Raw genomic sequence first — 24,909 nt, 5'->3', positions numbered from 1 at the left:
TAGTCGGCAGCTGACTGTGCATGGCATCTCTTAATTTTTTTGCATTCCAAATATTACCAAACTTTTTACTTGTTATTTTATGTCCTGTCAATATTATTTTTCCTCTATTCCATACATTATCTCCAAGTAGTTGATTACAAAGGACATTACCTATTTTGTTAAGGGGCCATTCTTCTGTTTGAATATAATAGAATCCCTTTTTTGGGATGAATCGTTTATTGGTCACAATAAGCTGATAAGAACTGAATTTATAAAGCCTGTATATTGACCATAAGATGGCCGGGATTAAAAACCACCAGCTAAAGATAAGCATAATAAAAACCGAAAAAGGCTGGTAAAGCATTACCCAGTGATGACCCGTTGTATAAATAACTTCTTCGGGAGGTGTTATTTCTTGTTCAATTCAGTTAGCCATCTTCATCTGTCAATTGGTCAATAAGATTCAGCTGTTCAGAATTTGTTATGTTATTTTCTGCTACTGAAATTTTCTCTTCCATATTTACAGGGATGGCAGATGAGGCTGTGTTCTGTGTTTTCTTAAATAACAATAGCGCCTGTTGATATGCTTTTTGCGATCTGCTATAGTTTTTGTCACTTAGCATTTGGGCTTCTTCGATCAATAAATCTGCTACGGCCAACGCCAGATCAGACTTAAAGTCGCCTTGATGCCTGAAAAGGGCAATAGTCTCTTCCAGACTAAGCTCGTTTAGTTTTTGGGGTTGCTCTTTTGTTAGCCGCTGGAAAGCATTTTCAATTTCTCGGATTGCCTCTGACTGTTTATTATTATTCTTTTTGAAAATAATTTGCTGTAGCAGTTGCGTAAGATACTGCACCTGTCTCATTAAGAAATCCTGTTCAAAAACAGCCATAGCATATGTTCTTTTTGCTAAGTAAGATTCTTGGTCTTGGCGCGGGATTCTTCGGCCATCTGGTCATGATATTCTGCCAATTTTTGAGAAAGTTCTAGGTTCTCCATGCTTAGCATGCGAATGGCCAACAGTGCGGCATTTCCTGCTTTGCCGATTGCTACGGTAGCTACTGGTACGCCCGGTGGCATTTGAACAATAGAATACAGACTGTCTAATCCGCTTAGGGTGCTCGTTTTAACGGGTACTCCTATTACGGGTAATGTCGTATGAGCAGCTGTCATACCGGGAAGGTGGGCTGCTCCACCTGCACCTGCAATAATAACTTGTATGCCGCGCTGCCGTGCTTCCTTGCCATACTGTGCCATCAGATCGGGAGTGCGATGAGCAGAGACTACCTTTTTTTCATAGGGCACATTAAATTTGTCAAGGATATCGCAAGCGGCTTCCATCGTAGGCCAGTCACTGTCGCTGCCCATAATTACGCTGACTAAAGGAGATTGTTGACTACTCATAATAATTGATTTTGTTATCACTTCATCACTTGGCTCAGAGCGGAAACTCTGAGTGAAATACGTGTTTTAGGATGATTATTTAAATTCGGATTTTTTCTGTCAGTTCTTCTGCCTCGCCATAAGTTTCTTCTAAATCATTTCCCAGGAGCGTATAGTGCGCCATTTTACGACCTACTCTGCTGTCGAGTTTGCCATAAATGTGGAGATGTCCGTCGTTTTCTGCCAGTGCTTGTTCAGTATCTTCAACTTGTGCATCTCGTTGGTCGGTTCCCAACAGATTGATCATTGCTACTGCCGGTTTGCGAAGTGCAGCTGAGCCCAGAGGTAATCCCAAAACGGCACGAACGTGATTCTCGAACTGGGAAGTCACGCAGCCCTCAATAGTATAGTGACCTGAATTATGAGGACGAGGTGCTGATTCATTAAGTAACAGTTCACCATCAGGTTTTAAGAAGAATTCATAGGCAAAGATGCCCTTACCGTCAATAGTCTCGGTCGCTTTGAGGGCTAATTCTTTCGCTTTTTTTCTGATGGATTTCTCAACAGGAGCAGGTGACTTAACACCAACACAAATATGATCCTGCTGTACGGTTTCACAACAAGGATAAACCTCATGACCGGTTTCATTTCGAGCAACCTGAACAGCTAGCTCATGGGTAAAGTCAACAAAGGCTTCGGCAATAATATTATGTCCTTCGTTTCCGCCCAAACTACCAAAAGCCTCTAATGCTTCTTTTAGATCATGTACGGTTTCGTTTCCATAGCCGTCATAGCCGCCTTTTGAGGATTTTAATAAAAATGGCCAACCGTGTTTATTTCCGAATTCTGTAAGTTGCCGGTCGTTTTGGATCAGGGTATAAGGCGTAACTGGTATTCCGGCATCTTCAAACGTTTGTTTTTCAATCAGTTTGTTTTCTATGAGTGCAAAAGTAGCTGGGGATGGATATATAGGAGTGTTGCTCTTTTCCTGTGCTTGTTTGAGTATTTCGGAGCTGATAAATTCGTTTTCAAGTGTTAGCACCCCACAAGTTTCTGCAAAAGTTATCAAGTCTTCTGCAGATTCAAAGGATCCCGTATGTGAATGTGGTGTCATAGATTCGACAGGTTCATGTTCATCGCGATCAGAAAAGACACCGAGTTGTATACCATACCGAAAAGCTTGTAGACCCGACATGCGTGCCAGTTGGCCAGCGCCTAAAAAACCAAGTCTATAATTTGCAGAAAGTGGATTTTTTTTATTAGTCAATGGATACAAGAGTTTTGTTGTGAATAATTATCATCAATGATACGGAATGAAGAATTAAATATTAAAAATTGTTCTCCATCATTTTATTTAGAATATAAAACAGTAATACGTCTTATTTCCAATTTTAACTCTTGTCCAAAAGAATCGTATTTTAAGTGTGATATTTAACGGGCATTTTCAGTAGGTAAAAAAGTACTAATGGATATTCAGGCAAAACTTGAACAGGTCAAAGAGCGTTTTGAAGAAGTGACGACGGCTATGAGCGATCCGTCGGTATATGATGACCCCGATCGATACACTGAGTTGACCAAAGAACACAGTGATTTAAAAGAGTTAGTTGATTTATATGATCAGTGGAAAAAAACAAAAAAAGATATTGCCGGCAACAAAGAGCTTATAGAAGAAGCAGAAAATGCTGATATCATTGAAATGGCTAGATCTGAAAATGAAGAACTAGAGCCTAAACTTGAAGGGATTGAAGAAGATATTAAGTTCAAGCTTATCCCCAAAGATCCTGATGACTCCAAGAATGTTATCGTAGAGTTACGGGCAGGAGCAGGCGGAGATGAAGCTGCTATTTTTGCCGGAGATCTTTTCGATATGTACCGACGATATGCGGATAATAAAGGATGGAAATTAAATTTGTTGAGCCTTAGCCAATCCGAAAAGGGCGGATACAAAGAGCTTAACTTTGGGCTCGAAGGAGATGATGTATATGCTAAAATGAAGTATGAGAGCGGCGTTCACCGGGTGCAGCGAGTGCCAGAGACTGAAACAAAAGGACGGGTGCACACTTCTGCTGCCACGGTAGCTGTTTTGCCCGAAGCCGAAGAAGTAGATATTGAAGTTAAAACTGCCGACCTGCGTGTTGATACTTTTCGTGCCAGTGGAGCTGGTGGACAGCACGTTAATAAAACGGACTCAGCTGTTCGTATAACACATGAGCCATCCGGGGTAGTGGTAGAGTGTCAGCAGGAGCGATCACAGCATAAGAATAAAAGTAAAGCCATGAAGATGCTTCGCTCTAAGCTTTATGAGAAAGAAGAAGAAAAGCAGCGCAAAGAACGTGAAGCAGAACGGAATAGCCAGATTTCAACAGGTGATCGCAGTGCGAAAATACGGACGTATAATTTTCCTCAAAGCCGCCTTACGGATCATCGCATAAATCTGACGCTCTATAACCTCGAAGATATTATGAAGGGAGAGATCGGAGAAGTAATAGAAGCGCTGCGGGTGCAGGACAATTTGGATAAGCTAAATGCCGTGATGGAGCAGTAAATTAATTGGCAGAAAGCAGTAAGCAGCGATTATCTAAGCTGCATACTGCTACTGCCTGTTGTTTAAACTTTAGGGCCAGCTTTAATTAGTTCTTCGCTCGCCATGTCTTCGAACTGTTCAAAGTTTTCGGCAAACATCTGTGCCAGGTGCTTGGCTTTTTTATCATATTCCTCTTTATCATCCCAGGTGTTTCGTGGAATGAGTATATCATTAGGTACTCCATCGACCTCTTCTGGAATGGCCATTCCAAAGAAAGGATCTACACTGTATGTAGTGTCTTCAAGATTACCATTCAGAGCTTCGCTGAGCATCTGTCTGGTATGGGGCAGATTCATACGGTGACCCACACCGTGAGGCCCGCCTGTCCATCCAGTATTAAGTAACCACACGTCTGAATTATGTTTTCGAATTTTGTCCGCCAGCAACTCGGCGTAAACTGTAGGGTGCAATGGCATAAAAGGAGCGCCAAAACAAGCTGAAAATGTAGCCTGGGGTTCTGTTACACCACGTTCCGTACCCGCAACCTTGGCCGTATATCCGCTGATGAAGTGGTACATAGCTTGTTCGGGCGTAAGTTTTGATATAGGAGGAAGTACCCCAAAAGCATCGCAGGTTAGGAAAATTACATTGTTGGGATGTCCGCCTGTACTGGTTTCACTGGCATTGGGGATATAGTCAATGGGGTAGGAGCAGCGTGTATTTTGAGTATAGCTGGTATCATCAAAATCAGGATTCCGATCTTCATCAAGTACTACATTTTCAAGTATAGTGCCCGGCATTTTAGTAGTAGCATAAATAAGTGGTTCACCTTCTTGAGAAAGGTTAATGGTTTTGGCATAACAGCCACCTTCGATATTGAAGACTCCATCTTCACTCCAACCGTGTTCGTCATCACCAATAAGAATGCGATCCTGATCAGAAGAAAGGGTTGTCTTACCTGTGCCCGACAGTCCAAAAAATACGGCTGTGTCACCGTCTTCACTCATATTGGCTGAACAGTGCATGGCCATTACATCTTGTTTGGGCAACAGATAGTTCATTACACCAAAAATTCCCTTTTTAACTTCGCCGGAGTACAGCGTACCGCCGATAAGGATAATCTCTTTGTCAAAGTTAACGAGTACAAAGGCTTCGCTCCGTGTACCGTCTTCTTTGGGATCGGCTTTAAAGTTGGGCGCGGCCAGAACAGTAAAGTCTGGATTGTGTTCTTTTAGTTCGTCTTTTGAGGGACGTACGAACATATTGTGGGCAAAGAGTCCGTGATAAGCGGCTTCGCTTACTACCCGCACATTCAGCTGATATTTTTCATCCGCCCCGGCATGACAATCCTTGACATATAACTTTTTGTCTGACAGGTAATCAGTTACTTTATCAAATAAATTTTCAAATACTTCCTCAGAGGTCGGTTGGTTAATTTCTCCCCAGTCAATATCATCGTGGATTGAGGGTTGATCTACAAGAAACTTGTCTTTTGGAGAGCGACCGGTGTATTTGCCGGTCAGTACACGCAAGGCGTAATCATTGGTTAAGACCGCTTCACCATTTTCGATGGCTTCTTCATAAAGTTGCGGTGGATTGAGGTTCCAGATGGCCTTATCGTTATTTTCTAATCCGAGATAATCAAGTCCGATGTTGCTCTTAGGTTGTGAGGGGGTGCTCATGGAAAAAATTATTTTAAAAGTCTTTGTCGTTTTAAATTTTGAAAGTTAAACACAAATAATACTGTACTATTTTCTAGAGGCATTAAACATAAGAAAAATTATCATGAAAAATGGGTTAGGGATTTTTTTATGAAAGCTTTAAGAAAATTAAATTTAGATGTATAAAATACTTTACAAAGTGTTCAAATTCTCACTAAAAAATAAGGAGTTTAGCTTAAAAGATTGAAAGAGATAAGGCATTTCCTCTTTTAAGCTATGATTGCTTAAGAAAAGAGAATATTAGTTTCACCAAACTGGTTAGAAACTTCAAAAAATTGAGCATTGCTAAATTTAAATTAAGCAGGAGAAAGTCACTTAAAAGTGTAGGTTATTTCTGTGCTATATCTATTAGCTTTTTATAGCTGGAAATTTCTTCAGACAGCTTGGTTGTATCTATCTTGCAAAGTGTAATTAGATCTTTAATTTGATTAATATTTAATTTGCGGAAGTCAGGCGCTTTTTTTTCAAGGAAAGGGTAGTAATTACTAAACATTTTCTTAGCTTCCTCATCCTTATCTTGCAAGAAAAGATTAATAGATAACCTACTATATTCTGAGGCTGTCCATATGTGTTTTTTCCCCAAACTGTTTTTGTAGATGCGGGCACTTTTTCGAAACAAGGGTTCTGCTTCTTTATATCGACCTTCTTTGGTTAAAAGGAATGCAAGTGTTCCGTATTTCGATCCTATCTTCCAATGACCCGAGGGATAATATTTTTCTGCATATCTTACATTATCTCTGTATAATTTTTCTGTCTCTTTAGTATCTCCAGCATAGTTATGTATTTGTGCTAAGTTGCTACGCACCATTAACGTATTTTCATGGCCGGACCCCAGAATACGTTCAGTTATATTTAATGATTTACTGAGATACTGGCCCGCCCGATCATAGTTCTTCTCATCCCTGAAAATGAATGCCAGATTATTATAATTTGTGGCAAGTGAAAGAGATGGCTTAGAAGTTTCTGACTTTCTTTTTGAAATTACTTCGAGATATAATTTTTTAGCTTTATCTAGTTTGTTTCTTTTACGCAGCACATATGCTAAGGTAGTTTTGGAATTTAAAATTGATTCGCTACCCTCATTTTTGTCGTGTAGCCGGTTTAATTTAAGTGATTTTCGCGCAAAAAATTCTGCGGAATCAAGTTTGCCTGCATGGCGATAAGAAACTGCGAGTTCTCTCGCCACTGCTGCCCGTTCTAAAACTCTTTCAGAAGGTTTAGACTTATAAATCTTAAACGATTTTTTAAAGTAGGGTAGCGCAATATCGTGGTTTAGGTTTTCTGCAACTCCACGCTTATAAAGTATAGAAGCAATTTCCAGGCTTGATTTATCATATAAAGATTGATGTATTTTGATCGAACGATCAATTATATTTTCGGACTTATGCTGGAAGCCAAGCTTTCCGTATGCTTCTCCAATTACTTCAAGCATATCTGCACGGACATAATCGTTTTGCATTTTTTGGGATCTGTTTAGGCCGCGTTCAAGTAGTTTTTCCGCAGTAAGTTCTTGGCCCTCATTCATGGAAGGATTGTTTGCTTCAAAAAGGTTCAATAGGAAATTAGAAACCTCTTCTGCTTTTTGGGCCTCAAGATGCGCCTGATCCCGTTCTTTTGCAATTCGCCAGGTATAAAATCCAACCAGCCCAACAATGAGTACAACTACTCCCACAGCCGCAGCCAACCCTTGTTTGTGACGGCGGATAAACTTACCGCTTCGGTATCGAAATGAATCCTCCCGGGCAGAAACGGGGATGCCACGTTGGTAATTGTCAAGATCTTCTAACAACTCGTTGGCCACCCGGTAGCGTCGATCCGGCTCTTTGCGCAGTGCTTTTAGGGCAATGGCATCAAGATCGCTGTTAAGTCTTTTCTGTAGGGTAGGGGCATCCGATATTTTTGAGCTGGGCTTGGGCGGCTCTTTTTCTACGATAGCCTGCTCCATTTCGTATTGTGAAAGTTCTGTAAAGTCAAACGGATATGCTCCTGATAGCAACTCATATAGGATAACGCCCAGAGCATACATATCAGTAGCCGTGGTAATATTTTCTTGCCGTACCTGCTCGGGAGCCGCATACCGAGGCGTAAGCAGGCGTGTCCCGGTTTGGGTGAGTTCCAGGCTTTCATCGTCTTTAAGTAGCTTCGAGATGCCAAAATCTAGAATTTTAATATTCCCGTTATTATCTACGAGAATGTTTCCGGGTTTTAGGTCCCGGTGAACCACCAGGTTTTCGTGAGCATAACGCACCGCCTGCAAGACCGCTTTGAACAGCTCGATTTTATGTTCCAGGGTACAGTCGTTGGTTTTACAATACTTGTCAATAGGAATACCGTCTACATATTCCATAATAATATAGGGAGTACCATCGTGGGTTACCCCACCGTCAAACAGTTGGGCAATATTAGGATGATGTAATCCCGCCAGAATGTGCTGTTCACGTCGGAAACGCTGGACATTTTGCCTGCTGGCTTTGCTGCTGCGGATAATTTTGATAGCCACCTGGTGGGCAAAATCATCGCCGGATCGTTCGGCTTGATAGATGGTTCCCATTCCGCCTTCGCCAATTTTCTTTTTTATGGTATAAGATCCCACCTGCTGGCCAATCAGCGAATGGTCGGGGGCAAGCTCTTCAATGTCATCTGCAATCTCGTAATAAAAATCTTGTTTGTATTCTTTTGGATTTTCTAACCAGCCTTCGGAATCAAAAATGGATTCCAGCAGTTGGGTAACTTCGCCTTTGAGCTTAGGGTTTCCCTCGCATCTCTCTTGAACAAATGTTTCCCGTTTACCTTCAGGTAGTTCCAGAGCTTGGTCAACAATCGTTTCTACTTTCTGCCAATTGTTATCACTCATAATCAGGAGGTCATATCAACCCCAATTTATCTTTTTTGGGATATTTTTAACAAAGAGTCTGCTTCTTTTAGATAAGGATTGCTATTATCAAAATGCTGCTCTAGTATGGATACCGATTTTGTTAAGAGCGAATCTGCAAGTTCCAATTGTTGAACGTGAAGAGCATATTTGCCCTGGTTAGCATATGCGCGCCCTAAATTGGGATGTGAGGGACCAAGACTAGCTGAAAAAACAGCGATGGTTTTGTCACCGTAAGTCATGGCTTTATCATAATTTCCAGTCTTATAATAGATATCACCGTAGGTATTCATTACAAAACCATAGTAAGGATGCCCGGAACTATAGTTGTCTTTTATAATTTCTTCAGCTTTTTGGATTTGCTGCAGAGCAGAATCAAACTTTCCGGTTTGACTAAATACTTTTGCATATTCACGCAGGGCCAGGGCATACCTAAAATGATTAGGACCGTGTTGCTTTTTGGTGATAGTAACTGATTCTTTAATATAGTTATAGGCCTGATCATAATTGCCAAGTCCTATTGCAATATTCCCCAACAATTGTAACGTAGACCCTACAAGCCGATGGGTTGGGTTAAAAACATTTAGCCGTATCTCATACGCTTTTTTAGCCATTTCCATTGCTTTGGGATAGTCTGCTATGGTAGCGTACACAACCCCTGTATTGTGATAAAGCTTGGCAATTTTAGGATTGTCTTCATCATAAATTTGCCGTTTGATTTCCAGAGCTTGCTCCAGATTTCGCAGTGCTTTTTGATTTTTACCTAAATTCTTGTACGCCCGACCTCGGTTGTTATACATGTCCGCCAAGAAGTCAACGGTCGATTCATCATCCTGTTCAAATTTCTCGAAAATATTATCTAATCCAGATAATATAGTAAGTGCTTTTTGATATTTGCCAACTTCCAACAAGAAATCACTGTAATTCAGCTGATGCTCCAAAAAACTAGGTGAATTTTGAAGATTGTTTTTTTGATACAGCGAATCGCTTAACTGGAAATATTGCTCAGCCTTTTCCATATTTCCTACCAACTTGTTCCATTCAGCATAAATGCTACCGATCAATAATGTTTTAGGAGTTTGTTTTTCAAGTGAATCAGTTACAAACGTTATTGCTTTTTCTAAACTCTTTTCCGCTTGATCAATATCACCATTTTTAATTTGAATAGATCCAATAGTCCCAAGGATCGTTGCACGGTTTAAGGCTGACATATCTTGCTTCTGCAGATAGTCAATACCACGATTTAATGCATCATTAATAGTGATGTCATCACCTGAATTTTCGCTAGGATTATTTAACTCCAGTGTGGAAACTAAGAAGTTGGTAATCTCTTCAGCCCGTTTTGCTTCAAACTGCGCTTGGTCGCGCTCTTGCGTAATTCGCCAGCCATAAAATCCACTCAACCCTATGATAAAAACTAATACACCGGCTGCAGTAACGATCCCTTTCTTATGTCGGTTAATAAACTTGTAGGTGCGGTAACGGAAGGAACCCTCCCGGGCAGAGACGGGCACGCCCGTTTGGTAACGGTCCAGATCCTCTAAAAATTCATTGGCTACACGATATCGTTGGCCCGGCTCTTTTCGTATAGCTTTGAGTATAATAGCATCCAGATCGCCGCGTAGCTTCTTTTGGATTCCCTTGTCATTGACCGTACGGCTAGGGGAAACCGGTTCTTTGTGCAGGATTTGTTTTTCAATCTTATGTAAGGATGTATTCTCTAAATCAAATGGTGTTGAGTTAGTCAGTAATTCATATAAAATAACTCCCAGTGTATAGAGATCCGTAGCTGTGGTAATATTAGTTTCTTTAATTTGTTCGGGGGCCGCGTAGCGGGGAGTTAGCATACGGTTGCCGGTTTGGGTGAGCTGGAGATCCTCATCATCTTCGAGAAGCTTAGAAATACCAAAATCCAGTATTTTTACGGTTCCATTATTATCCACTAAAATGTTACCGGGCTTCAAATCTCGGTGAATAACTAAGTTCTCATGTGCATGGCGTACGGCCTGAAGCACCTGTTTAAAAAGATTAATTTTTTGCCCAATGGTACAATTATTTTGCTTACAATATTCATCTACAGGCACTCCTTCCACATATTCCATAATAATATAGGGAGTACCATTTTCAGTAATACCACCATCAAAAAATCGGGCAATTCCGGGATGATTCAGTTCAGCCAGAATTTTTTGCTCTCTTTTAAATCGTTGTAGATTTGAGGGGGTTGCCCGGCTATCCCGAATAATCTTGATTGCCACTTGGTGATCATACTCTTCTTCAGTACGTTGGGCCAGGTATACTGATCCCATTCCACCGGTACCCAGCTCTTTTGTAATAGTAAAGCCACCTACTTTTTGACCGATTAAAGAACGATCAGGAGACAGGGATTCGATATTATCAGCTACTTCACTATAGAACTCATTTTTATACTTTGCTGGATTGTCGAGCCATCCCTCCGAATCAAAAATAGACTCCAAGAGTTGTGTAACCTCTCCCTTAAGTTTAGGATTTCCCTTACATTTTTGTTGAACAAATGTTTTCCGTTTATCTTCAGGTAGTTCCAGAGCTTGATCAACAATCGTTTCTACTTTATGCCAATTTATATCGCTCATAATATACGGTAGTTATTCGATAGGGAAATAATTAATACTATAGCCCAGAATAAATATCTAGATCTTATATACGTATTTATGAGCAGAAATAGCTCATTTTATTGTATATCAAATCGCTCTTTCAGTTTTTTATAAAGCCATCCGCGGGCCTTCATCCAGTCTCGTTTTACGGTACTCTCTGATATATCCAGGGCTTTAGCTGTTTGTTCGATCGTCATTTCTCCAAAAAACCGCATTTCAACTACTTTACTTAGCCGCTCATTGAGCTCTTCCAGCTGGTCTAGCGCATTATCTATATTAATAAGCTCTTGTGCTTTTTTATCCTGTTTTTCAAAAATTTCATCAATGTAGGTAATATCTTGTTTTTTACCGCCACGTTTTTTTGCGTGTTTTTTGCGAGCATAATCCACAAGAATTTGCCGCATGCAGCGAGATGCAATTGCTAAAAAATGGCTTTTATCAGTAAAGTCTATTTGTGACTGATTAATTAGTTTCAAGTAGGTTTCATGTACCAACTCTGTTTTCGAAAGGGTATGATCTGCTGACTGCCGGCTCATATGTGCATAGGCAATATCCCGCAATTCTTCATAAATCAGCGGATATAGTTGGTCATAAACCTCCTGTTCGCCCTCCTTAAGACGTACTAATAGCTTTGTTACTCCTTGTTTATCCATGCGTCAAAAAAATATATAAAAAATGACCTGATTTAATATGTGATTGCGTATTTACTAGTAAAGAAGACCCTAAAATTTTCTAATTATAAACAATCATCAAATATATAATCAATTGACGTCTTGAATTCAATAAATAGCGAGAAAAAACACTATTAAAGATGACCTGTCCGTACCGGAGTGAATTCCGATACGGGCTTTTCCTGAATTAATTTTCTTTTGACTTGTGTAGTCTAGTGTCAGACAACCTTTAATAAACTTCCCTTATTATGTATAAATCAACGTTACTATCTCTTGTTTTAAGCTTTTTGTTAGTTTCCTGCGGTGGCGGTGACAGTACTGGATCCGAACCTCCGCCGGAACTCACTACCGGTGCTGTGGAAGTAACCACTAGTACCACCGGTGATGATATAGACGGCGACGGTTTTACGGTGGCTGCTGCAAATGCAAGTTCCAGTATTGACCCTAATGATACCACCATTCTTACTGATCTTTCTGAAGGAAGTGTTGATGTAGAATTATCCGGCTTAACTAGCAATTGCACCATAACCGGTGATAATCCGAAGAATGTGTCGGTGACGGCCGGAGATACCACTTCTACTACTTTTGATCTTGAATGCGAGGCACAACTAAGGAATGAAATCGTTTTTCTAAGTGATCGAGATTCCTACCCATATATTTTTGTGATGAATGAAGATGGTAGTGATGTAAGGCAGTTAACGAATGTGGGCAACCATTACATTGGAGATATCTCCTCAGACGGAACCCAAATACTATATACCGATTTCTCACAAGATGGCTTATTCAGAATGAATGCTGATGGCAGTGAACAGCAAAAGCTAATTTCGGATGTTAATATAGGTTTGGGTAGCTGGTCACCCGACGAGTCACAAATTGCTTTCAGTAGTGACCGAGATGGTGACTATGAACTTTATATCACCGATGCAGATGGATCAAATATTAATCAACTTACTGATAATACCTATGGAGATGATTCTCCAGACTGGTCACCAAATAGTGATAAAGTTGTTTTTCGGAGTAGGCCAGGTAGTAGTTTTAATCTCTACACAATGAATACCGACGGAACAGGTCTTAGACAATTAACATCTCAGAGTTCAAATGTTGGGGGGGCACAATGGTCGCATGACGGACAAAAGTTAGTTTTTAGTCGTGGTGAAGATATTTATACCATAAATGCTGACGGTTCGGATGAACAACTGGTATATGATGGATCCCGCAACCTTTTTAACCCTTCATGGTCACCGGATGACTCGAAAATTGTGTATGAAAGAAATATGTCACAGGGTGGTTATGAAATCTATGTTATCGATTCAGATGGCGGTGGGCAGCCTACAAACATTACTAACAGCTCTTCTTCAAATGATAAGGTACCTTTTTGGAGCCCAGTACAATAAATGTAAATAGAGAGAAAACCATAGCATAATTATGGTGATGCCTGCCGGCGAATAACCGGCAGGTTTTTTTTATCAAAAAACACTATCGGATTGAATAAGTCAGGAATGCAACTCTGTTATAGCTCATTTATTTACTCTTTGGATTCTTCGATGCCTTCTGGGGATCTTAAAATTGGATTACCTTTTTCTACTTCTAAAATGATTTGCCCCGTTAATTCTGTATTTTTGGAAATCAATACCAGAATAGAGTAAATGGATACAGTAGATTATGCCGGCAAACAAGGTTAAGCTTGGATTAATACAGCACAGCTGTTCAGAAAATAAAGAAGCAAATATTTCTAAAGCAGCTGATAAAATAAGAAAAGCTGCTCAACAAGGAACACAGATTATCCTGTTGCAGGAGTTGTTCAATACGACTTATTTTTGCCAAGAAATTGATGAGCAGTATTTTGGTTGGGCCCAACCCATTCCTGGGTCAATGACTAAACAACTTTGTGCGTTATCAAAAGAACTGGAGATTGTCATTCTTGCGCCCTTTTTTGAAAAGCGAGCCCCGGGCATATATCACAATTCATTAGTGGTTATCGATGCAGACGGCACGCTGAAGGGGACCTATCGCAAAAAACATATTCCCGATGATCCGGGTTTTTATGAAAAATATTATTTTACGCCCGGTGATGATGCCTACCGGGTATTTGATACGCGATATGCCAAGATTGGCCCACTTATTTGCTGGGACCAATGGTATCCGGAGGCCGCTCGTATTACAGCACTAAAAGGCGCGGAGCTACTGGTCTATCCCACAGCTATTGGTACATTGCCGGATGAAAACCGAAAAAAAGAACAGGAGTTTTTAAATGCCTGGCAGACTATGCAGCAAAGTCATGCTATTGCCAACGGTTGTTATGTGGCTAGTATCAACCGGGTAGGGCAGGAAGGTGATATTAGTTTTTGGGGACATTCCTTTGTGTCGGCACCCTTTGGCCAAATACAGGCGGAGGCGGGAACCAAAGAAGAAATTCTTATTACAGACATTGATTTAGGCAAGATTGAGGAGCAGCGGCAAATTTGGCCCTTCTTCCGAGATCGACGCATCGATACCTATAAGCCAATCTTGAAACGTTTTGATGACTGATCATCGAAAATATAAGATGCCTCCGGAGTGGCATCCGCATGTAGGAACCCAGCTTCACTGGCCAAGTAATCGCAATACCTGGCCGGGAAAGCGTCTGCAACGTGTTGAACAGGTTTATCTGAATATTATTGAAATTTTACACCGCTTTGAGCGCATTCATCTCTTTATTGAAGAACAGGCACTAGGGCATGCTCGCAGCTTAATGGAGAATCGTTCGATTGATTTTTCACAGGTAACTATCCATGAATATCCCATTAATGACGTTTGGGCGCGGGATTGTGGACCGATTTTTGTTTTAAAGGATAACAGTGAGAGACAAGAAATTGCCATAACGGATTGGGAATACAATGCCTGGGGTGGAAAATATCCACCATTTGATGCCGATAACAATCTTCCTGCTTATATTGCTGATTATTATGATATTCCGCGATTTGAGCCTCAAATGGTTCTTGAGGGTGGAGCTATTGAGACAAATGGACACGGTATGTTGCTAACAACCGAATCAGTATTATTGAATCCCAATCGAAATCCGGATCTCTCTAGAAAAGAAGTCGAACAGCGACTGAAAGATTATCTGGGTATTCAAAAAATAATTTGGCTTAAAGAAGGGTTGGCAGGGGATGATACAGACGGGCACATTGATGATCTGGCGCGGTTTCTGAATAAGGATACTATTTTGGCAATGACGGTTGATGACCCGGAAGATGTGAATTATGATGTCCTTCAAAGAAATCTGGAGATTTTATATAAGAGCACTGACCAAGAGGGTAATTCCTTTCAAATTGAGACGTTACCATTGCCCCAAACTCGTATAAAAGGTACCACTGTGGACGGCTCGGAGCATGTCCCGGCTAGCTATGCTAATTTTTATATTGCCAATGGAGTGGTTTTGATGCCGGTATATGACGATCCGGCTGACCAACAGGCAATAAGTTTAATGGATCGGAATTTCCCCGATAGAGAGGTTGTTGGTATTCAATGCAGCGATCTGGTATGGGGGCAGGGCGCTATCCATTGTATAACGCAGCCGTGGTATGGGCTTAGTTAGTTCCCAAATTGAAGTTTGCTAGTGTTACCGGACAATATTGGAACGGCTTTCTTTACTTATAAAGTGCTTATTAGACCCTGCTGGTTGTCTTTTGAACAGCCAATTACTTAATTCCACTAATTGGTCACAAAAAATACTGCTGCGATTCGGGCACTGTTATGTCGGGATTACGTTCATGAATATAGCGCATCAGCTTGGCAATATCTTTTACTTTAAGGGTGATGGACCCTGATTCAACATCAATAACTTTTTTAAAGTTGTTAGAATTAACTGTTCGGTACATCAAATGGAAGGAAGTTGAGTAATCATAGCTTGCCTCATTTTCTTTGCGCCGCCGGTGGGGTGAGAATTTAAGTTCTACAATCTCATCAATAGGTATATGAACAGTATCTATATCAAGAGAACCTTTCATAATTTCTATAATCAGTGTGCCTTTTTTAGCGTAAATAGTAAAGCGATATCGGGGCTCGGTGATTTTGTAAATACCCCAAAAGCTAATTAAAAAAAGTACTATAGCACCCAACTGGTCTAGATTAAAGAAATTCCAGCTTCGAAAAATAAACGTGCCTGCCAATAAGTAAGTGCCGCCACAGGTACAAACAAAAACCAGCAGGGCCCAAAAAAGCTGTGCCTGTTCTTCTATTATATGAAGTTCTCTGTCGGTCAATGTTATTTATTTTATTTTTGTAGCTCCGAAAATTCAGTTAATAAAAGTCCTGCAGCTTTAATATCTTTGGCAAACGAAAGGTTTACAGGATTATGCAATTTTAAATAGGGATTTTGAAAAGAATATATCATATAACCTTGATGGTTTTAATGAGATCCTGAAACAGTTCGGGATCTTATTGCATTTATGATTAAAAACTAAACTTTAGCGAATATTATACATGAGCAGCATTGAAGATAATTATGAAGCAGTAATCGGGCTAGAAGTTCATGCTCAACTGTTAACGGAAAGTAAAGCTTTTGCACCGGTATCAACAGAATTTGGAGGATCGCCGAATACACAGGTTAGCCCGTTATGTTTAGGCCATCCCGGAACATTGCCCGTTTTAAACGAAAATCTAGTTCGTTATATCATTAAGATGGGGTTGGCTACTAACTGTGATATTGCTCGTAAATCAATTTTTGCTCGTAAAAATTATTTCTATCCTGATCTGCCTAAAGGATACCAAATTTCGCAGTACAAAACGCCCATTTGTCATGATGGCGGTATTACGATAACAGTTGATGATGAAGAAAAAGACATAGGCATCACACGTATCCATATGGAAGAAGATGCCGGCAAGTCAATTCACGATCAAGATCCTTATCATACGCTAATTGACTTAAATCGTGCGGGCGTTCCACTTATTGAGATTGTGTCAGAACCTGATATCCGTACGCCAAAGCAGGCATATGAGTATTTAAAGCGCATCAAGCAGATTGTGCAGTATCTCGAAATTTGTGATGGCAATATGGAAGAGGGAAGCCTACGCTGCGATGCGAATGTTTCGGTTCGTCCGAAGGGGCAAGAAGAGTTCGGTACGCGTACAGAACTTAAAAATATGAATTCATTTCGTAATGTAGAACGTGCTATTTCGTATGAAATTGAGCGTCAGGTTAACCTGATTGAGTCCGGTGGCACGGTACAGCAGCAGACCTTACTGTGGGATGCCAACAAGATGCAGACCCGCATTATGCGGACCAAAGAGGAGGCACACGATTATCGTTATTTCCCGGAGCCGGATATACCACCTGTGGTAGTAACTGATGAAATGCTAGAGCAGATCAAGAGTGGACTGCCGGAAATGCCGGACGTTCGCAAGCAGCGGTTTATAGATGAATTTGACATGAGCAGCGACGATGCACAGACGCTTACTGAAAATAGATACTTGGCTGACTATTATGAAGCGGTGATTTCTCATGTTGATAGCCCCAAGGCGGCAGCAAACCTGATTTTATCAGAAGTGCTACGGGTATTAAACGATCGCAGTATTGGTATTAAAGAGTTTCCCGTATCAGAAGAGCGGCTGGCCGGCTTGGTAGAGCTTCGCGAGGAGGATAAGATAAACTCTTCGGCAATGACCGAGATTTTTGATGCTATGCTGGAAGAGGATAAAGAGGCTGAAACACTGGCTAAAGAAATGAACTTGATTCAGGTTTCAGCTAAAAGCTTTATCGAACCTATTATTGATGATGTGATTGAAGAACATCCCGATGAAGTGCAGCGTTACAAAGATGGTAAAGATGGTTTGATTGGCTTTTTTATTGGACAGGTGATGCAGCGATCGGAGGGTAAAGCTAACCCTGGTCTTGTACGCGAAATGATTACCGAACGACTGGATGATTAAAAAGGGTTTCAGTATTAACATTATTGTTCATAGGGTATGATAAAAAGAACTATACAGTTTCTATTTATATCTGTAATTGTTTGTTATAGCTGGGGATGCAGCTCTAGCCCAGAAAAAAATAAAGCGATTATTTCTGGTGAATTTTCAGTAGCTGATTCTGTTCAGAAATCAAATGATTACTCAAAAATAGGTTTTACGATTATAAAAAAAGATTCTGCCAATGCTGATGCAGATACACTTTTCCATGCTTTAACTGATTCTTCTGGTGCATTTTCTGGAACAGTCTCATTTCCTGAACGCAGGCAATATCAGGCTATCATCAGCCGATATAATAGAAATATTGGCCGAACGGGGATCATATTGGCTGATGGAGATACCATTTCTGTGGAAGGTATTTTGCCCACGTTAAATGAGTCGTTTTCTATTAGTTCTCGTGAACGCGAAGCGATGAATAGCTATCAGCGGCTGAATAAAAACTTTCAACGCGTAAGAGAATATGCCAATGCTGGTTTAATTGAAGGAGATAGCTTGCGTCGTGAGCTTAACAAATGGAGCAATCTTTATTGGCAGGTATATAATGACCGTCGAGGTACGCTGGGGTCCATTTTGGCAGGACAGGAATCGATTCGCATTCTAGAAGACTTTGATCACAAAAAAATGATGCGTCGGCTGCGGTCGGTAGATGATCAGGATATATTCAGCTACTTTGCTGCCAAGATGGGGAGCAATAGCATTGCCAATAATCGTGGAATTGATTCGGCATTGGCCTATCTGGATACCCTTATTAAGAATACTTCTGATATTGACCGGCGAATGCAAATAAGTATGGAGCGTATAAAGCTATTGTATGATAGTGCTCGGGTTGAGGACGCCCGAAAGGCATTAACAGATTTTAAGAACACGTTTTCCAAGGATCAGTATTCTCAAGATTGGGTTGAAAGTATAAATTACGACCTGAATTATTTAGCACCTGGACAAAGGATTCCATCTTTTAAATTTACACAGAACGGCAGAAAAATTAGCAGCGATTCTCTGATAGGTAAACCCTATATTTTAGAAATTACGCGGCTGTCTAATAAATTGTATCAGCAGCAGTTTGATCGCACGGTTGCTATTCACAGCATTTATAAAAATTATGGATTTCAAGTTGTGACTATACCGTTGGATCAGAGCCAAATTACGGTAAATGCCTTTTTTGATGAGCGAATGAAACCCTGGCCGGTTGCTGATGCAGCTGCCTTTGATAAAGATAGTCTTGTTGATAAATTTAATATTCAATTGATACCTACGCGTTTTCTTGTTGACAGAGATGGTATGATTATCCGAAAATACGTAGGTAGGGAATACCAAGATGTCATTCAGGATATTCAAACGGTAACAAACAATAACAACGAAGGTTCACCAACATCATGAGAAACTTTTTAATTGCCGGTAACTGGAAAATGAATTGCGGTCCCGCTGAAACCCGGGAACTTTTAAAGGGAATCAAAGAACAACAGGGGGCTATGCCTGATGGCGTAGATGGACTGGTATGTCCTCCGGCCATCTCATTGACGGCAGCGGCCGACGAGCTACAAGATATAACCGGTATTGCGTTGGGTGCTCAAAATGTGTTCTATGAGGATAATGGATCGTTTACTGGCGAAGTGAGCACGACCATGCTTAATGAGGTGGGGTGCGCATATGTTATCCTGGGACATTCCGAACGCCGTCAGTATTTTGGGGAAAGTGATACAACGGTAAATGCTAAGGTATTAAAAGCGCTTGATGGTGGTCTTAGACCTGTGATTTGCGTGGGAGAATCATTAAAACAGCGTAAGGCTGACAAGCAGGAGCTGAATGTTCGTAAGCAGGTTCAAGCTGCGCTGGTTGATGTTGAAGATGGGGGTGCTACAAATTTAGTTATTGCTTATGAACCTATTTGGGCTATAGGTACCGGCGAATCTGCTACGCCTGAACAAGCTCAAGAAATGCACGAAATGATCCGGTCTGTATTGGCTGATCTTTTTGACGAAGATGCTGCAGACCAAGTTCAAATTGTGTATGGTGGAAGTATGAAGCCGCATAATGCCGAAGAACTACTCAAACAGTCTGACGTTGACGGCGGACTGATAGGCGGTGCTTCTCTTAAAGCTGATAGTTTTACTGATATTATTCAAATCGCAGAAACACTATATAAATAAATTCACCCTCAAAACCTCCTTTTGATAGGAGGATGCCAACTGGCGGACAGGGGGTGTAACATTAAAAGTTAGATTTTTTCTATGAATGTACTGTTACTTGGAAGCGGCGGTCGCGAACATGCCATGGCGTGGAGTATCGCTGAATCCAGCAAGCTGAATAATCTTTATATTGCACCCGGCAATCCTGGTACGGGCGAAGTAGGTACTAATGTGGATCTGTCTTTTTCTGATTTTCAGCAGATTCGAGACTTTATACAAGAAAAGTCGGTTGACCTAACAGTAGTGGGGCCCGAAAAGCCACTTGTGAATGGCATTGTAGATTTTTTGGAAGAGAATGGACATCCTGTGTTTGGTCCTTCGAAGTATGCTGCCCAACTCGAAGGTAGCAAGAAGTTTGCCAACGAATTTATGAAGCAAAATCGTATTCCTACGGCTGAATTTGAGACCTACACGCGAAGCCAGTTTGATCAAGCATTACAAGTTATCAAAGCTAAAGATGAGTATCCCGTAGTTTTAAAAGCTGACGGACTAGCCGGAGGAAAGGGAGTATTTATTTGTGAGACTGAAGAGGAAGTTGTTAAACGTCTTGATGAGCTTAAAGAGAATGAAAAGTTCGAAGATGCTGCTCAAACGCTTGTTGTAGAAGAATTCATGGAAGGACAGGAGGCGTCAGTTTTTGTGATTTCGGATGGTCAGACGGCCAAAATTTTGCATTATGCCCAAGATCACAAGCGAATTGGAGATGGAGATACCGGCCTCAATACCGGCGGGATGGGAGCGTATTGCCCAACGCCGGTAATTGGGAACAAAATGCTGCAGCGCGTTGAGAAAGAAATTATATTACCCACTATTTCTGCGATGCTGCTGGATGATAATCCCTATAAAGGTATTTTGTATTGTGGATTAATGATTACCGATGATGGGCCAAAGGTAGTAGAATTTAACTGCCGTCTTGGTGATCCGGAGTGCCAAGCTATTTTACCTTCGCTCGAGTCTGACTTTTTAGAGCTCATTTACGCTGCCGCAACGGAGAGTTTAGATCAGAAGGAAGTTCGTATAGATGACCTGTATCGTTGCTGTGTAGTATTGGCATCTGACGGTTATCCGGTTGAGTATGAAAAAGGAAAAGAAATTACAGGCATTGATGATGTATCGGATGCTTTAGTTTTTCATGCAGGAACAAAATCCCAAAATGACAAGATATATACTGATGGCGGACGAGTATTAAGTGTTGTGGGGCAGGGCGAATCGTTGAAGCAGGCTATTAATAATACGTACGAAGAAGTTGAAAAAATATCCTTCGAAAACAAATATTTCCGATCAGATATTGGAGCCAAGGGACTCGTGTATTTTGATCACTAAGTATGTAGGTTAGCTGAGAAACTAAGAAGTGAAAAGCCTTTTTAGTTTACTGCGCTGTAGTTTGCCCGTTTGTGTTCGTGGCAGTGAATCAGATTGGACAATAGTTTTTGGGATCTTAAAGCTCGAAATTCGTGATTTGAGCTTATCTTGTATTTCTTGGGAGCTGATAGACAACTCAATATCGGGAACAACAACTGCAGCCACTTTCTCTCCCCATTTTTCATCATTTAGTCCAATAACAGCAGCTTCGGAAATTTCATCAAGCGATGTAAGCGTTGATTCAACCTCAAAAGGGGACACATTTTCGCCGCCGGTGATGATCAAGTCTGAGCGCCGTGATTTAATAAACAGCTGTCCACGATTATTTACGTAGCCATAATCACCGGTATTAAACCAACCGGCATAATCAATTTCTTCGCTGTCATGCTCATCTTCATTGAGATACCCGTCAAACACCTGTGGACCTCTAAGCCATATTGTTCCTGATGTATTTAGTCCTAACACGTTGTTAGAATCATCCCTGATCTCAATTTCATTTCCATGAAAAACTTTACCGACACTGCGCATAGGACTATAAGTGCCGCTGGGTTTTAAAATTGGATTGGCGGCAATTTGAGCACAAGTTTCAGTCATACCGTAACTGGGAACCAGTGGAATCCCCCGGCGGTTACATGCTTTAACCAATTCGGGATCGATGGGCCCACCTCCCAGCAGGATAGCTTTAAACTGATTATGTGTATAAAATCCCTTTTGTTCTATTAACTTTTTGAGCATAGTAGGAACTAAGGATGCCGCGTGAAAGAGCTTGTTTTCTGATAAAAACTTTATCACCCGGTCTGGTTTAAAGCTTTTCATCCTAAAAATTCCTGAACCGTATAGCAGTGATCGCAAAATAATTGAAATACCGCCAATGTGGTTAAGTGGCAGACAGAGTAGCCAAAAATGATTCATCCGCGGTCTGAAATTTTCAGCGGAGGAATGGGCTGCCACAATCATTTGTCGACGTTTAAGCGGAACAATTTTGGGTTTGCCAGAAGTGCCTGAAGTAAAGAAATAGCCGAAAATTTCTTGGGGCTCTGTCGAAGCATCAAAGTTTTTAGCTTGATAGCTAAGTTTGGTTTCGATGTTTAGGGCACGCTCCAGGTTTAATTGATAGATGTCGATCTTATTAGGATGATCTATCATATTGTTACGTTCATCATCTACAAATATGAGACCGGGATCTATCATCTCGACTTGTTGCTGAAGCTCGCTGGATGAAGCTTTGTCGCTAAAGCAAACAAAAGGGATTCCTAGTCTCCAGCAGGCGGCAATACCAAAGATCAGAGAATCTGAAGATTCGGAAAGAAAACCCACCGGTTTTTCAAAATTGTGATCAAAATCAAAGAGAAATTGTAGAAAAAAGTCCTGAAATTGATTCAAATCCCCATACGAATGTAATCCCTGGTTAGATCCCAGGAAGAGATCATCATCGCGGGGAGTATTAAAAGATGACATTGTTGCTTTTTTGCGTTATTTGCCGTTGTTAAAGTTATATGTTGAAAAACCTTCCAGTTTTTCAGTGTTGATGTTTATAGCCATTCCTTCCTTAGGCAGTGAAAATATTCCATTAGTAATATAACTATTAGATTGTAGATCATCTGCCAATAATTTTGCAGTTCCCAAACCATGTGCGTGGGTCTGTGAACCTAGTCCCATCGCTAATATGGCTGTCATAATTCGTCCGATAATTAATTCTAGACTACTGGTAAAAATCAGCTCATTTTGATGGTACTTTACTTGTTTATAAATATCAAAAATAGTTGCAAATTGGCCTATAACCATTGGTTTTACTACCACAAAAGATGTAGTTGGCAATAACTTATGCCAAAAAGGGATGGTAGTTACCGATTCGTCAATTGCCAACGGTAAGTTGGTATTTTTAGTGAGCTTTTTAAAACCACTTACAGATACTTCTTTAAGGGGTTCTTCGCAATATTCAATATCCAGTGACTCAAGCTGTTTGCAGTTATTGACGGCTTCTTCTAGTTCCCAGGCACGGTTAGCATCCAGTCGGATATTAAGTGCAGGAAAGGAAGATCGAATTTTTTGCAAAGCCTGAAATTCATGATCAAAATCAGTTCCAATTTTAAACTTTACCGTTTTATATCCCTGCTTAGCTATAGTTTTTATTTTTTGGATGTCATTTTTGCCGTTGAGTGTTCCGAGAGCGTTAACGGGAAGTTCCGGTTGGCAATCATCAAAAAGATAAGCAGAGAGCGATTGTTCTTGGTGCTCGTTTTCTATTTGACAGGCTAAAGTATCCAATGCAAAAGCCAGTGCCGGAAAAATATCTTGATCCTGATATAGATGGTTTAATTTGTCAGTCGGATAGTGATAATTAAAGGCCGCCTGTATCTGTTGATGCTGTTGAGATATTTGACGAAGAATATCATCGACCAATTCAGAAGAAAAGCCGGGCAGGGGAGCGGCTTCGGCATAATAGGAGCATTCATTAATACGGAGCTCAAGAATAAGTCCGCGCCGATGGCTATACGTTTTATTGCTGGTTTCCAGCTGACTCGTAAAAGGAATGTTATATTTAAATGCTTTAAGCATTTACAGTAAATCGGCTAAAATTCCACCGCTAAATAAAACAGCATAAAGCGTCATATATTGAGCGGTATGTTCCAATGTCTTGTTCAGCTTTCGTTTGTCAGATTCCGTCCATATTGTGTTTAATAATATTCCTGCAAAAGGAAGACTGAAGTAAGGAATAAAAATGGAATAATCGTATTTAAGCTGAAAGAAAAAATACAGGGGAATAACTAATGCCAACAGTATCATCAATGAGTATTCCCAGCGGAGTATTTGTTCACCGAAGATAACACCTAGCGTATTTTTGCCCGCAAGCCGATCTTGCTCTATATCTCGCAGATTATTTACCACCAGTATATTTATACATAATGCTCCCACTGCCAGGGAGGCCCAAAATGCAGCTACACTCCATTGTAGTGCATTTACATAGTAGGTTCCCATTACGGCTACAATCCCAAAAAAAACAAATACAAACAAATCACCTAATCCATTGTATCCCAAAGGGAAAGGGCCGCCTGTATAAAGTAATCCAAAGATAATAGAGAGAATACCCAGACATAGGATTTCCCACCCGGCAATCCACACCAGATATAATCCCAGTATAAATGCAATACCCATTGTAATAGCCGTAGCATTGCGCATGGCTTCGGTACTTACATAGCCTTTGGCGGTGGCCCGCTCAAACCCTAGTCGTTCATCGGTATCCGCTCCCTTTTTAAAGTCGAAATAATCGTTAGCAAAATTAGTACCTATTTGAATAAGAAATGCACAAATTAAAGCAACAATTGTCGCGGTACTATTAAACTGTCCGTCATGAAAGGCTAGTGACGATCCTACACAAACTGGAACAAATGCTGCGGCCAGCGTTTGGGGACGTGCGGCATGAACCCAAATTTTTAGTTTTGAAAGCTTGTCCATCTAAAATATTGGTATTAACAATGTGGATAAGTTTTGCCTCTAATTATAGTAATTAATTACCCGCTTAAAAAAACAATGTAGATGCATATAGTAGCAAAATAATTTAACCCATCACCACAAAAAATACTCTTTTAGTTAAAAAAATAAATTATTGTAACTAATAATTCTTTATAAATAACTT

Annotated in this window: 19 protein-coding genes; 8 read left to right on the top strand and 11 right to left on the bottom strand. The window is 40.6% G+C overall.

Annotated features, from left to right (window positions below; genetic code table 11):
* Nucleotides 1–407: 407 nt before the first annotated feature.
* The 3 genes from LX73_RS02985 to purK all read right to left on the bottom strand — a co-directional run bounded on the left by LX73_RS02985 (nucleotide 408) and on the right by purK (nucleotide 2,627).
* The gene (locus LX73_RS02985) at nucleotides 408–869 is read right to left on the bottom strand and encodes a hypothetical protein (protein ID WP_148897981.1); all 462 of its coding nucleotides are present in this window, start codon (nucleotides 867–869) and stop codon (nucleotides 408–410) included.
* A 17-nt stretch (nucleotides 870–886) separates the two neighbouring features.
* Complete coding sequence (gene purE / locus LX73_RS02980; RefSeq protein ID WP_148897980.1) at nucleotides 887–1,381, bottom strand: 5-(carboxyamino)imidazole ribonucleotide mutase; 495 nt, start codon at nucleotides 1,379–1,381, stop codon at nucleotides 887–889.
* A gap of 79 nt (nucleotides 1,382–1,460) precedes the next feature.
* Nucleotides 1,461–2,627, bottom strand: coding sequence for a 5-(carboxyamino)imidazole ribonucleotide synthase (gene purK / locus LX73_RS02975; RefSeq protein ID WP_246138151.1), 1,167 nt, complete (start codon nucleotides 2,625–2,627; stop codon nucleotides 1,461–1,463).
* Nucleotides 2,628–2,831: 204 nt separating this feature from the next.
* On the opposite strand from purK, the gene prfA reads away from it, so the two are divergent.
* Nucleotides 2,832–3,905, top strand: coding sequence for a peptide chain release factor 1 (gene prfA, locus LX73_RS02970; RefSeq protein WP_342782420.1), 1,074 nt, complete (start codon nucleotides 2,832–2,834; stop codon nucleotides 3,903–3,905).
* A gap of 62 nt (nucleotides 3,906–3,967) precedes the next feature.
* On the opposite strand, the gene pckA is transcribed toward prfA, so the two are convergent.
* The 4 genes from pckA to LX73_RS02950 all read right to left on the bottom strand — a co-directional run bounded on the left by pckA (nucleotide 3,968) and on the right by LX73_RS02950 (nucleotide 11,760).
* Nucleotides 3,968–5,566 (bottom strand): phosphoenolpyruvate carboxykinase (ATP), encoded by a 1,599-nt coding sequence (pckA, locus tag LX73_RS02965; RefSeq protein ID WP_148897978.1) that lies wholly within the window; start codon nucleotides 5,564–5,566, stop codon nucleotides 3,968–3,970.
* 367 nt (nucleotides 5,567–5,933) lie between these two features.
* The gene (locus LX73_RS02960; protein ID WP_148897977.1) at nucleotides 5,934–8,459 is read right to left on the bottom strand and encodes a serine/threonine-protein kinase; all 2,526 of its coding nucleotides are present in this window, start codon (nucleotides 8,457–8,459) and stop codon (nucleotides 5,934–5,936) included.
* 26 nt (nucleotides 8,460–8,485) lie between these two features.
* Nucleotides 8,486–11,086, bottom strand: a complete 2,601-nt coding sequence (locus tag LX73_RS02955; protein WP_148897976.1) for a serine/threonine-protein kinase — start codon at nucleotides 11,084–11,086, stop codon at nucleotides 8,486–8,488.
* A gap of 98 nt (nucleotides 11,087–11,184) precedes the next feature.
* On the bottom strand, nucleotides 11,185–11,760 hold the full coding sequence (locus LX73_RS02950) for an ECF-type sigma factor (RefSeq protein WP_148897975.1): 576 nt from the start codon (nucleotides 11,758–11,760) through the stop codon (nucleotides 11,185–11,187).
* Between the two features lie 266 nt (nucleotides 11,761–12,026).
* Between LX73_RS02950 and LX73_RS02945 the strand changes: the two genes are divergently transcribed.
* The 3 genes from LX73_RS02945 to LX73_RS02935 all read left to right on the top strand — a co-directional run bounded on the left by LX73_RS02945 (nucleotide 12,027) and on the right by LX73_RS02935 (nucleotide 15,355).
* Complete coding sequence (locus LX73_RS02945; RefSeq protein ID WP_148897974.1) at nucleotides 12,027–13,172, top strand: TolB family protein; 1,146 nt, start codon at nucleotides 12,027–12,029, stop codon at nucleotides 13,170–13,172.
* Nucleotides 13,173–13,440: 268 nt separating this feature from the next.
* A complete protein-coding gene (locus tag LX73_RS02940) occupies nucleotides 13,441–14,307 on the top strand; it encodes a carbon-nitrogen hydrolase (RefSeq protein WP_148897973.1) in 867 nt (288 codons plus the stop codon).
* The gene (locus LX73_RS02935) at nucleotides 14,300–15,355 is read left to right on the top strand and encodes an agmatine deiminase family protein (protein WP_148897972.1); all 1,056 of its coding nucleotides are present in this window, start codon (nucleotides 14,300–14,302) and stop codon (nucleotides 15,353–15,355) included. The genes LX73_RS02940 and LX73_RS02935 overlap by 8 nt, the downstream gene beginning before the upstream one ends.
* Nucleotides 15,356–15,479: 124 nt before the next feature.
* Here the strand turns inward: LX73_RS02935 and LX73_RS02930 are convergent, their stop codons facing one another.
* Nucleotides 15,480–16,022 (bottom strand): hypothetical protein, encoded by a 543-nt coding sequence (locus tag LX73_RS02930; RefSeq protein ID WP_148897971.1) that lies wholly within the window; start codon nucleotides 16,020–16,022, stop codon nucleotides 15,480–15,482.
* 220 nt (nucleotides 16,023–16,242) lie between these two features.
* On the opposite strand from LX73_RS02930, the gene gatB reads away from it, so the two are divergent.
* The 4 genes from gatB (at nucleotide 16,243) to purD (ending at nucleotide 21,233) form a co-directional block, all read left to right on the top strand.
* Nucleotides 16,243–17,688: an Asp-tRNA(Asn)/Glu-tRNA(Gln) amidotransferase subunit GatB gene (gatB, locus tag LX73_RS02925; RefSeq protein ID WP_148897970.1), complete on the top strand. Its 1,446-nt coding sequence runs from the start codon at nucleotides 16,243–16,245 to the stop codon at nucleotides 17,686–17,688.
* Nucleotides 17,689–17,724: 36 nt separating this feature from the next.
* On the top strand, nucleotides 17,725–19,101 hold the full coding sequence (locus LX73_RS02920) for a TlpA family protein disulfide reductase (protein WP_148897969.1): 1,377 nt from the start codon (nucleotides 17,725–17,727) through the stop codon (nucleotides 19,099–19,101).
* On the top strand, nucleotides 19,098–19,871 hold the full coding sequence (gene tpiA / locus LX73_RS02915) for a triose-phosphate isomerase (protein WP_148897968.1): 774 nt from the start codon (nucleotides 19,098–19,100) through the stop codon (nucleotides 19,869–19,871). Before LX73_RS02920 ends, tpiA begins: the two co-directional genes overlap by 4 nt.
* Nucleotides 19,872–19,952: 81 nt before the next feature.
* Nucleotides 19,953–21,233 carry a phosphoribosylamine--glycine ligase gene (purD, locus tag LX73_RS02910; RefSeq protein ID WP_148897967.1) on the top strand — a complete coding sequence of 427 codons (1,281 nt, stop codon included), beginning with the start codon at nucleotides 19,953–19,955 and terminating at the stop codon, nucleotides 21,231–21,233.
* A 21-nt stretch (nucleotides 21,234–21,254) separates the two neighbouring features.
* Here the strand turns inward: purD and LX73_RS02905 are convergent, their stop codons facing one another.
* Genes LX73_RS02905 through LX73_RS02895 form a run of 3 tightly spaced genes read right to left on the bottom strand, consistent with a single transcriptional unit; the run spans nucleotide 21,255 to nucleotide 24,728 of the window.
* Nucleotides 21,255–22,730: an AMP-binding protein gene (locus LX73_RS02905; RefSeq protein ID WP_148897966.1), complete on the bottom strand. Its 1,476-nt coding sequence runs from the start codon at nucleotides 22,728–22,730 to the stop codon at nucleotides 21,255–21,257.
* A gap of 15 nt (nucleotides 22,731–22,745) precedes the next feature.
* Nucleotides 22,746–23,831 (bottom strand): o-succinylbenzoate synthase, encoded by a 1,086-nt coding sequence (gene menC / locus LX73_RS02900; protein WP_148897965.1) that lies wholly within the window; start codon nucleotides 23,829–23,831, stop codon nucleotides 22,746–22,748.
* Nucleotides 23,832–24,728 (bottom strand): 1,4-dihydroxy-2-naphthoate polyprenyltransferase, encoded by an 897-nt coding sequence (locus tag LX73_RS02895; RefSeq protein ID WP_148897964.1) that lies wholly within the window; start codon nucleotides 24,726–24,728, stop codon nucleotides 23,832–23,834.
* Between the last annotated feature and the right edge of the window lie 181 nt (nucleotides 24,729–24,909).

This window comes from Fodinibius salinus (assembly GCF_008124865.1).
In the GTDB taxonomy this organism is placed as follows: domain Bacteria; phylum Bacteroidota; class Rhodothermia; order Balneolales; family Balneolaceae; genus Fodinibius; species Fodinibius salinus.
This window is presented reverse-complemented; position numbering and strand designations above follow the sequence as displayed.

Excerpts from the sequence above, each read along its gene's own strand:
- LX73_RS02895 (WP_148897964.1), bottom strand. The coding sequence starts at position 24,728 with ATGGACAAGCTTTCAAAACTAAAAATTTGGGTTCATGCCGCACGTCCC.
- LX73_RS02940 (WP_148897973.1), top strand. The coding sequence starts at position 13,441 with ATGCCGGCAAACAAGGTTAAGCTTGGATTAATACAGCACAGCTGTTCA.
- LX73_RS02955 (WP_148897976.1), bottom strand. The coding sequence starts at position 11,086 with ATGAGCGATATAAATTGGCATAAAGTAGAAACGATTGTTGATCAAGCT.
- menC (WP_148897965.1), bottom strand. The coding sequence starts at position 23,831 with ATGCTTAAAGCATTTAAATATAACATTCCTTTTACGAGTCAGCTGGAA.
- LX73_RS02935 (WP_148897972.1), top strand. The coding sequence starts at position 14,300 with ATGACTGATCATCGAAAATATAAGATGCCTCCGGAGTGGCATCCGCAT.
- purE (WP_148897980.1), bottom strand. The coding sequence starts at position 1,381 with ATGAGTAGTCAACAATCTCCTTTAGTCAGCGTAATTATGGGCAGCGAC.
- pckA (WP_148897978.1), bottom strand. The coding sequence starts at position 5,566 with ATGAGCACCCCCTCACAACCTAAGAGCAACATCGGACTTGATTATCTC.
- LX73_RS02985 (WP_148897981.1), bottom strand. The coding sequence starts at position 869 with ATGGCTGTTTTTGAACAGGATTTCTTAATGAGACAGGTGCAGTATCTT.
- LX73_RS02960 (WP_148897977.1), bottom strand. The coding sequence starts at position 8,459 with ATGAGTGATAACAATTGGCAGAAAGTAGAAACGATTGTTGACCAAGCT.
- LX73_RS02905 (WP_148897966.1), bottom strand. The coding sequence starts at position 22,730 with ATGTCATCTTTTAATACTCCCCGCGATGATGATCTCTTCCTGGGATCT.
- purD (WP_148897967.1), top strand. The coding sequence starts at position 19,953 with ATGAATGTACTGTTACTTGGAAGCGGCGGTCGCGAACATGCCATGGCG.
- LX73_RS02920 (WP_148897969.1), top strand. The coding sequence starts at position 17,725 with ATGATAAAAAGAACTATACAGTTTCTATTTATATCTGTAATTGTTTGT.
- LX73_RS02945 (WP_148897974.1), top strand. The coding sequence starts at position 12,027 with ATGTATAAATCAACGTTACTATCTCTTGTTTTAAGCTTTTTGTTAGTT.
- gatB (WP_148897970.1), top strand. The coding sequence starts at position 16,243 with ATGAGCAGCATTGAAGATAATTATGAAGCAGTAATCGGGCTAGAAGTT.
- tpiA (WP_148897968.1), top strand. The coding sequence starts at position 19,098 with ATGAGAAACTTTTTAATTGCCGGTAACTGGAAAATGAATTGCGGTCCC.
- LX73_RS02950 (WP_148897975.1), bottom strand. The coding sequence starts at position 11,760 with ATGGATAAACAAGGAGTAACAAAGCTATTAGTACGTCTTAAGGAGGGC.